Raw genomic sequence first — 8,388 nt, forward strand, 5'->3', positions numbered from 1 at the left:
CCCCGCCAGCCCCGACCCCGACCCACCCGGCCGAGACCCCGAACCCGCCCCAGCCGCCCCAGACCCCGAACCCGGCCCGGCCACGACAGCAGGCGCGTCCCCGGTCCGCGCACCATCCCGCCACCCGACCACCGTCGACGGCTGCACGGCCACCGGCCCACCAGCGGGGTCGGCGGACGTGATGGTCAGCAGCTCGTTGGTCCACGTCATGCCGATCGCGTTCGACAGCTTCTGCCGCGTCGCGCTCACGTCCGCACCAGGCGGCGGGGCGAGGTCCTGTGGCAGGAGGGAGACGGCGTCGCCGACCGTGAGCACCTTGCCGGTCAGCGCCATGCGCAGCGTCTCGGGTGTCAGCGACGTGCTCGCCAACCGCGACCCGGCGACCGTCACGGTCCGGGCGGCGGCGACGTCGACCGGTGCGACCACCACCTCCGCGCCTTCCACCACGCCGAGGTTCGACAGCGTCACGTCGTCCACGAAGACCACCCCGGGCGGGCCGTCGCCGGGGGTGGCGGCGGCGAGGGCGGCGCTCACCCGGGCGCCTGTCAGGCGCACCGCGTCCCACGCGCGCAGCCCGAGGGCGTCCAGGACCTCCGGGTGGAGGCGGACCACGCCTCGGCGGGTGTCGAGGGCCGAGGGGGAGAGGCGGGCCGTCAGGGTGATCACGGGTCGAGCGTAGTTGGGTCTGCGGTTGGTCGCGGCCTCGTTGTTTCAACCGACGTTTCAGGTCGGAGATAACAGCGTTTCTGTCGGTGATCGGCCGATGATCACCCGTTGGTGTCAGTCGTCGGACGAGGAAACGGCTGGTCAGGGGCAGTTTAGGCGATCATGGGCGATCGTGCCGGCGGAGGCCGATCTGGCGCCATCCGCGGCGCTTGCCGGGCCTCGCCTGACCGTTCGTCTCCGCCGCCACCTGCGTCGGGTCGGCGACCCGACGAGGCCGCCGCACGGCGCGGATCGCCGCACCGGCCACCCGCCCCCGCAACGGCTGCCGCAACCCCAACCGCCGCGCCGCCACCCCGTGCGCCCGCTTGATCGCCCGTCGGTCCGCCGCCGCCACCGACCACGCCTCCGGGTGCTTCGCCAACCACCGGTACCGCCGCACCGAGTACGGCAGGTGCCCCAGGTACACCAGCATCGCCGCGATCAACGCCACCAACGGGAACGTGATCACCGCCGCCGCCAGCAACCCGACCAGCACCAGCAGCGGCGCGACGAGGCGCGGCGGCACCTTGATCGTCTTCACCGACAGCGTCGGGATGCGGCTCACCAGCAGCAACGCGATCCCGACCGTCCACAGCGCGACGACAACGGAACCGGACCACCACCCGGCCCGGCCCAGCTGCTCGTCCACGATCAACGGCAGCAGCAGCAACAACCCGCCGGCCGGCGCGGGCACGCCGACGAAGAACTCCTTCGCGAACGGCGGCTGCTCGACGTCGAGCAGCGTGTTGAACCGCGCCAGCCGCACCACCATGCACACGGCGAAGATCAACGCGACGACCCAGCCCTGCCGGTCGCCGCCGAACTTCCACACGTAGATCACCAGCGCGGGCGCGACCCCGAACGAGATCGCGTCCGCCAGCGAGTCCAGCTCCGCGCCCATCTTGCTGGTCGCGTCGAGCATCCGGGCGATCCGCCCGTCCAGCCCGTCGAACACCGCCGCCGCCGCGATGGAGCCGATCGCGGCGCCCCACATCCCGATCATCGCGAAGTGCACGGCGGACAGCCCGGCGCACATCGCCAGCACCGTGATGGCGTTCGGCAGCAGCCTGATTCCCGGCCCGCTCGGAGCCATCCGCTCAGCCCTCCGAAGGAAGCTCGGCGAGGACGGTCTCGCCGCCGATGGTGCGCTGCCCGGCCTCCACCAGCACCCGGCTGCCGGCCGGCACGTACAGGTCGACCCGCGAGCCGAACCGGATCAGGCCGTACGTCTGCCCGACCGCCACCTTGTCGCCCTCGGCGACCTCGCACACGATCCGCCGCGCCACCAGGCCGGCGATCTGCACGACCACCACGTCGTGCCCGGACGGCGTGCTCAGCCACACCGTGTTGCGCTCGTTGTCCTCGCTCGCCTTGTCCAGGTCCGCGGACAGGAACTTGCCGGGCCGGTACGACACCTGCCGCACCAGGCCGGGCACGGGCACGCGCTGGACGTGCACGTCGAACACCGACAGGAACACGCTGATCCTGGTCATCGGCGCGGAACCGAGGCCCAGCTCGGCGGGCGGCGTGGCCTCGACCACGTGCGACACCGTGCCGTCGGCGGGCGCGACGGCGATGTCGGGCCTGGTCGGCGTGGTGCGCTTGGGTTCGCGGAAGAACCACGCGACCCACGCGGTCAGCAGCGCACCGGCGACGCCGAAGCGGCGGGAGTACCGGCGCAGCAGCAGTGTCGCGACGGCTGCGCCCGCCACGAAGGGGCGGCCCGCGGGGTGCATCGGGGGGACGATGCCCCGGGCGAGCTCTACGAAGTGGGAGACGGCACCACGGTTCTTGTCGCGATCGGCGGTCATGGCTCTTCCGTGTCAGGGCAGTGCTTCCGGCCCGCCACACGCTACGCGGCTCCGCCGGCCCCCGGCCCGCCCGCCCGTGCGTCCCCCGACGAACGCACGGACCGAACCAGCCGGGGACCACCACGAGTGTAATCCCGGTCACACGAGTGATCAACGCCGGAGGGTCAACTCCGCACTACTCTCCGTGCAGGAGGCGGACCGCGACCTCGGTCCCCGCCGCCAGCTCCGTGACGTCCTCCGGCACCTCGATCAGGCAATTGCTGATCGCCAACGCCGACAGCAGGTGCGAACCCGGCCCGCCCACCGGCGTCACCACCTGCCCCGAGTCCGGGTCGTACGCGCCGCGCCGGAACTGCGTGCGCCCCGCCGGCGACGTGATCGGCGCGCTCAGCCGCGCGACGGCGGTCGGCCGCTCCACCCGGGCGAACCCCATCGCGGCCCGCAGCGCCGGCCGGATGAACACCTCGAACGACACCTGCGCGCTCACCGGGTTCCCGGGCAGCGTCGCCACCGCCACGCCCTGGTAGCGCCCCGCGCCCTGCGGCCCGCCCGGCTGCATCGCGACCTTCGTGAACTCCACGCCCCGCCCCGTGAACGCGTCCTTCACCACCTCGTACGCCCCCGCGCTCACCCCGCCGGACGTGAGCAGCAGGTCCACCGACGCCAACCGCGGCCCGATCGCCGCGTGGAACTCCTCGACGTCGTCCGGCACGAACCGCAGCAGCTCGGCCTCACCGCCCGACTCGCGCACCGCCGCCGCCAGCATCACGCCGTTCGACTCGTAGATCTGCCCCGGCGCCAACGCCACACCCGGCCCCACCAGCTCGGACCCCGTCGACAGCACCAGCACCCGAGGCCTTCGGCGGACCGGCAGCGCGCCGAACCCCAACGCCGCCGCCAACCCCAGCTGCGCCGGGCCGAGCACCGCACCGGCGCGCAGCACCGTCGTCCCCGCCGCGACGTCGTCCGCCATCCGCCGCACGTTCGCGCCGACCGCCACCCCGCGGTCCACCCGGACCACCGACGTGCCGCCGTCCGTCCACTCCACCTGCACCACGGCGTCCGCACCGGCCGGCATCGGCGCGCCCGTCATGATCCGGTGCGCCGTCCCCGGCTCCAACGGCGCCGACGACGTCCGCCCGGCCGGGATGTCGTCCGCCACCGGCAGCTCCACCGGCACCGACGCCACGTCCGCCGCGCGCACCGCGTAACCGTCCATCGCCGAGTTGTCGAACGGCGGCAGCGGCACCGACGCCACCACGTCGGCGGCCAGCACCAGGCCGAGGCAGTCGCCGACCGGCGACTCCACCACCGGCATCATCCCCAGCAGCCCGGCGACGCGGGCCTTGTGATCAGCGACTCGGGTCAGCGTGTTGGACACGCGCACCATCCTGCCCGCCTCATGGCAGACTGCTCCAACCGGCTGATCACGACAGGGGGAACGTTGCAGGTCAGGACCCGTCACACCCCGACGTTCGGGGTGGCCCGGCTCATGCTCGCACCCGCCGAACCGGTGCTCGTCGAGCGTTCCTCCGTGCTCGCGACCAGCTACGGCGTCGGTGTCGACGGCAAGACCAAGGCGCCCGGCCTCACCGCCGCGCTGTGCACCGCGAGCGCCGAAGGCGGCTGGGTGGACGTCGCGCCGCCCCTGCCCGGCGACCTGCACGTGCTCGAACTCGACGGCACCACCGGCTGGTGCGTCTCCCGCAACGCCTGGCTCGCCTCCGCCGCGACCGTCCGCCTCGACCCGTCCGCCCCACCCGTGCGGGCGCTGCACGGCGGCGACAACGGCTTCCTCGCCTACGCGTTCGGCACCGGCCCCGTGGTCCTCAGCTGCTACGGCACCCTCGACGTGGTCACTTTGGAACCCGGCGAACTCGTCACCCTCGACAGCGGCCACGTCGTCGCTTTCGCCGACACCGTCCAGTGCCGGCTGCGCGCCGTTTCCCCCGGCGCGTCCCAATCGGTTCGGAACGGCGAAGGACTCGTTCTCGACTTCGCCGGCCCCGGTCTCGTGCTCACCCGGACCCGCAGCCCGCGCGGATTGGTCAGTTGGTTGCGCGACAACGGATTCAGCGTCCGCCCCTAATCCCGTCATGACTCCATAAGGAGGTATCGGCGAACCCCCTCGTGCCTCTAGCGTGGCGGTTTGCTCAGGGTATTTCTCAAAGGAGGACGTCTTGGCTGTCGGCACGGTCAAGTGGTTCAACTCGGAGAAGGGGTACGGCTTCATCGCGGCCGACGGCGGGCCGGATGTCTTCGTGCACTACTCGGCGATCCAGATGGAAGGTTTCCGAACGCTGGCCGAGGGCGACCGGGTGGAGTTCGAGATCCAGGCGGGCCGCGACGGCCGCAGTCAGGCATCGGACGTCCGGAAGGCACCGTGATCTCAGCCCGACCCGCCACGCGGCGGGTCGGGCGCTTTCCCCGCGGGCTCTCCCGCTCGGGCGACCACCGCCGGGGCGGCGACGGTTGCCGGCGGGCAACGATTGGCGGCAACCCGGCGCCGGCCCCCGTACCGGGACGTTAGGCTGCCCCGCGTGTCGGAGGACCTGAGCGGGCGACGGTTGGGCCATTACCGGATCGACGGCGTGCTCGGCCGGGGTGGCATGAGCGTGACCTACAAGGCCACGGACGTCAGGCTCGGTCGGAAGGTCGCCCTGAAGGTCATCGGCGAGCACCTCACCGCGGACGCCGAGTTCCGGGAGCGGTTCGTCGACGAGGCGCGCAACACCTCGGCGATCGACCACGCGAACATCGTGCCGCTCTACGACTTCGACGAGGTCGACGGGCTGCTCTACATCGCGATGCGACTGGTCGACGGCCAGGACCTCGCGTCGCACATCAAGGACGGCCCCCTCTCGCCCGCGCGCACCCTGACGCTGCTCGGCCAGGTCGCCGAAGCGCTCGACATGCTGCACGGCAAGGGCCTGGTCCACCTCGACGTGAAACCGGCGAACGTGCTGGTCACCGCCAAGGAGGCCGCCGGCGAGCACGTCTACCTCGCGGACTTCGGGCTGACCCGGCGCGGCGCCACCGGGCACCGCACCCGCACCGGCGACTTCCTCGGCTCGCCCACCTACGCCGCGCCCGAGCACCTGCGCGGCGAACCGCTCGACGGGCGCACCGACCAGTACGCGCTCGCGTGCATGGTGTTCGCCTGCCTGTCCGGTCGGCCGCCGTTCCAGGGGACCGTGCAGGACGTCATCCAGGGGCACCTGGGCGCGGAGATCCCGCCGCTGACCGCGATGGTGTCGCTGCCGCCGGCCATCGACGACGTGCTGCGCAGGGGCACGGCGAAGGACCCGTCCCAGCGGTTCGGGTCGTGCGCCGAGCTGGTCGCCGCGGCCCGGGTCGCGCTGTCCGCCGCGCCGCAGGGCACGCCGCCGCCCCGCCGTGACGCCGGCGGGCCGCCGATGGGCCCGCAGACCGGTGGTGTGCCGGCGCAGCAGCAGCCTTACCGGCCGCCCTACCCGCAGCAACAGCAGCAGCCCGGTTTCCTCCAGGACCCGGTGCGGCTCCGCCCGCCCGCCCAGGTCGGCGCCAGCGCGTTCACCGCCACCACCAAGTCCCGTCCCGCGTGGTTCGCGCCCGTCCTCGCCGGCGCGGTGGCGATCGCGCTCATCGTCGTCCTCGTCGTGATCTTCGCCCCGAAGGACGAACCTCCCCGACCGGGTGGCGGGCCGGGCACCAGCCAGTCCATCGAGGTCGGGGGCACGACGAGCGGGAAACCCCTGCCCACGAGCGTGCCCGTTCGGACGTCCCGCTGACCAGCTCTTCTTGCACTCTCCTCCGTCGAGTGCTAAACACGGTATTGGCACTCGGACCACCCGAGTGCCAACACGCAGGCTGGGACTGGTGAGGCCGGTCCCCTCCCAGGGGGCAGGTCGTCCGTCGCGGGCACCGAGCCTGGCCGAAGCACCGTGTTCCGCTGTGGGCGAGCGTCCGCAGTGGCCCCATTCGTAATCAGGCGGAGGAACACACCGCAATGGCCAAGATGATCGCGTTCGACGAGGATGCCCGCCGCGGTCTCGAGCGTGGCATGAACATTCTCGCCGACGCCGTCAAGGTGACGCTCGGCCCCAAGGGCCGCAACGTCGTGCTCGAGAAGAAGTGGGGCGCGCCGACCATCACCAACGACGGCGTCTCCATCGCCAAGGAGATCGAGCTCGAGGACCCGTGGGAGAAGATCGGGGCCGAGCTCGTCAAGGAAGTGGCGAAGAAGACCGACGACGTCGCCGGTGACGGCACGACGACCGCCACCGTGCTCGCCCAGGCTCTGGTCCGCGAGGGCCTGCGCAACGTGGCCGCGGGTGCGAACCCGCTCGGCCTCAAGCGCGGCATCGAGCAGGCTGTCGAAGCCGTGATCGAGCAGCTGCACAAGACCGCCAAGGAGGTCGAGACCAAGGAGCAGATCGCCGCCACGGCGTCCATCTCCGCGGGCGACACCACCATCGGCGAGCTCATCGCCGAGGCGATGGACAAGGTCGGCAAGGAAGGTGTCATCACCGTCGAGGAGAGCAACGCGCTCGGGCTTGAGCTGGAGCTCACCGAGGGCATGCGCTTCGACAAGGGTTACATCTCCGGTTACTTCGTGACCGACCCGGAGCGGCAGGAAGCGGTCCTCGAGGACCCGTACATCCTGCTCTACGGCTCGAAGATCGCCACCGTCAAGGACCTGCTCCCGCTGCTGGAGAAGGTCATGCAGGGCGGCAAGCCGCTGCTGATCATCTCCGAGGACGTCGAGGGCGAGGCCCTGGCCACGCTCGTCGTCAACAAGATCCGCGGCACGTTCAAGTCGGTCGCCGTCAAGGCGCCGGGCTTCGGCGACCGCCGCAAGGCGATCCTCCAGGACATCGCCATCCTCACCGGTGGCCAGGTCATCACCGAGGACGTCGGCCTCAAGCTGGAGAACGCCGACCTGTCGCTGCTGGGCAAGGCCCGCAAGGTCGTCGTGACCAAGGACGAGACCACGGTCGTCGAGGGTGCGGGTGACGCCGAGCAGATCCAGGGCCGCGTCAACCAGATCCGCGCGGAGATCGAGAAGTCGGACTCCGACTACGACCGCGAGAAGCTGCAGGAGCGCCTGGCGAAGCTCGCCGGCGGTGTCGCGGTCATCAAGGCCGGCGCCGCCACCGAGGTGGAGCTGAAGGAGCGCAAGCACCGCATCGAGGACGCGGTGCGCAACGCCAAGGCCGCCGTCGAGGAGGGCATCGTCGCCGGTGGTGGCGTGGCGCTGCTCCAGGCCGCCGAGATCGCGTTCGCGGGCCTGAAGCTCGAGGGCGACGAGGCGACCGGTGCGAACATCGTCAAGGTCGCCGTCGAGGCGCCGTTGAAGCAGATCGCCGTCAACGCCGGCCTTGAGGGCGGCGTCGTGGTGGAGAAGGTCAAGGGCCTCCCCGTCGGCCACGGCCTCAACGCCGCGACCGGCGTGTACGAGGACCTGCTCGCGGCCGGCGTGCCGGACCCGACGAAGGTCACCCGTTCGGCGCTGCAGAACGCCGCGTCGATCGCCGCGCTGTTCCTGACCACCGAGGCAGTGGTGGCGGACAAGCCGGAGAAGGCGGGCGCGGCTCCGGCCATGCCCGAGGGCGGTGGCATGGACTTCTGATCGACCAGGGTCACGGACCCGTCGATCGGCCGAAGTCACGAAGGGCCCGGTTCGCCTCTGGCGAACCGGGCCCTTCGGCGTGCCGGGGGTGCGGTGGAATGGGTGGGGAACAGCAGCCTCACCTCCGCCCAGCTACACAATCGGGTGAGATCACCCGCGAAGTGTACGGAAACACCGTTACCGCCCCTCGGTTAAACGAGACCGAACCCCGAACCTGTCTCTTATACACATCTCCGAGCCCACGAGACCTCTCTACATCTC

Annotated in this window: 7 protein-coding genes and 1 pseudogene; 4 read left to right on the forward strand and 4 right to left on the reverse strand. The window is 71.6% G+C overall.

Going from position 1 to position 8,388, the window contains the following annotated elements:
* From OQ02_RS38780 to moeA, 4 genes and pseudogenes are all read right to left on the reverse strand, one after another.
* A pseudogene (locus tag OQ02_RS38780) lies at positions 1-666 on the reverse strand (AAA family ATPase); the annotation flags it as partial.
* A gap of 160 nt (positions 667-826) precedes the next feature.
* Positions 827-1,798 carry a CDP-diacylglycerol--serine O-phosphatidyltransferase gene (pssA, locus tag OQ02_RS38785; protein WP_033443683.1) on the reverse strand — a complete coding sequence of 324 codons (972 nt, stop codon included), beginning with the start codon at positions 1,796-1,798 and terminating at the stop codon, positions 827-829.
* Positions 1,799-1,802: 4 nt separating this feature from the next.
* Positions 1,803-2,516 (reverse strand): phosphatidylserine decarboxylase, encoded by a 714-nt coding sequence (locus OQ02_RS38790; RefSeq protein WP_033443684.1) that lies wholly within the window; start codon positions 2,514-2,516, stop codon positions 1,803-1,805.
* A 175-nt stretch (positions 2,517-2,691) separates the two neighbouring features.
* Entirely contained in the window at positions 2,692-3,906 is a 1,215-nt protein-coding gene (gene moeA, locus OQ02_RS38795) for a molybdopterin molybdotransferase MoeA (protein WP_051773468.1), read from the reverse strand.
* Positions 3,907-3,960: 54 nt separating this feature from the next.
* Between moeA and OQ02_RS38800 the strand changes: the two genes are divergently transcribed.
* The 4 genes from OQ02_RS38800 to groL all read left to right on the forward strand — a co-directional run bounded on the left by OQ02_RS38800 (position 3,961) and on the right by groL (position 8,127).
* Positions 3,961-4,605 carry an AIM24 family protein gene (locus OQ02_RS38800; protein WP_033443685.1) on the forward strand — a complete coding sequence of 215 codons (645 nt, stop codon included), beginning with the start codon at positions 3,961-3,963 and terminating at the stop codon, positions 4,603-4,605.
* Between the two features lie 91 nt (positions 4,606-4,696).
* Positions 4,697-4,903 (forward strand): cold-shock protein, encoded by a 207-nt coding sequence (locus tag OQ02_RS38805; protein ID WP_033443686.1) that lies wholly within the window; start codon positions 4,697-4,699, stop codon positions 4,901-4,903.
* Positions 4,904-5,056: 153 nt separating this feature from the next.
* Complete coding sequence (locus tag OQ02_RS38810) at positions 5,057-6,286, forward strand: serine/threonine-protein kinase (protein WP_033443687.1); 1,230 nt, start codon at positions 5,057-5,059, stop codon at positions 6,284-6,286.
* A gap of 218 nt (positions 6,287-6,504) precedes the next feature.
* Positions 6,505-8,127 (forward strand): chaperonin GroEL, encoded by a 1,623-nt coding sequence (gene groL / locus OQ02_RS38815; protein WP_033443688.1) that lies wholly within the window; start codon positions 6,505-6,507, stop codon positions 8,125-8,127.
* The last annotated feature ends 261 nt before the right edge of the window (positions 8,128-8,388 follow it).

It is taken from the genome of Saccharothrix sp. NRRL B-16314, from assembly GCF_000716595.1.
Taxonomy (GTDB): Bacteria; Actinomycetota; Actinomycetes; order Mycobacteriales; family Pseudonocardiaceae; genus Actinosynnema.

Excerpts from the sequence above, each read along its gene's own strand:
- pssA (WP_033443683.1), bottom strand. The coding sequence starts at position 1,798 with ATGGCTCCGAGCGGGCCGGGAATCAGGCTGCTGCCGAACGCCATCACG.
- OQ02_RS38790 (WP_033443684.1), bottom strand. The coding sequence starts at position 2,516 with ATGACCGCCGATCGCGACAAGAACCGTGGTGCCGTCTCCCACTTCGTA.
- moeA (WP_051773468.1), bottom strand. The coding sequence starts at position 3,906 with ATGGTGCGCGTGTCCAACACGCTGACCCGAGTCGCTGATCACAAGGCC.
- groL (WP_033443688.1), top strand. The coding sequence starts at position 6,505 with ATGGCCAAGATGATCGCGTTCGACGAGGATGCCCGCCGCGGTCTCGAG.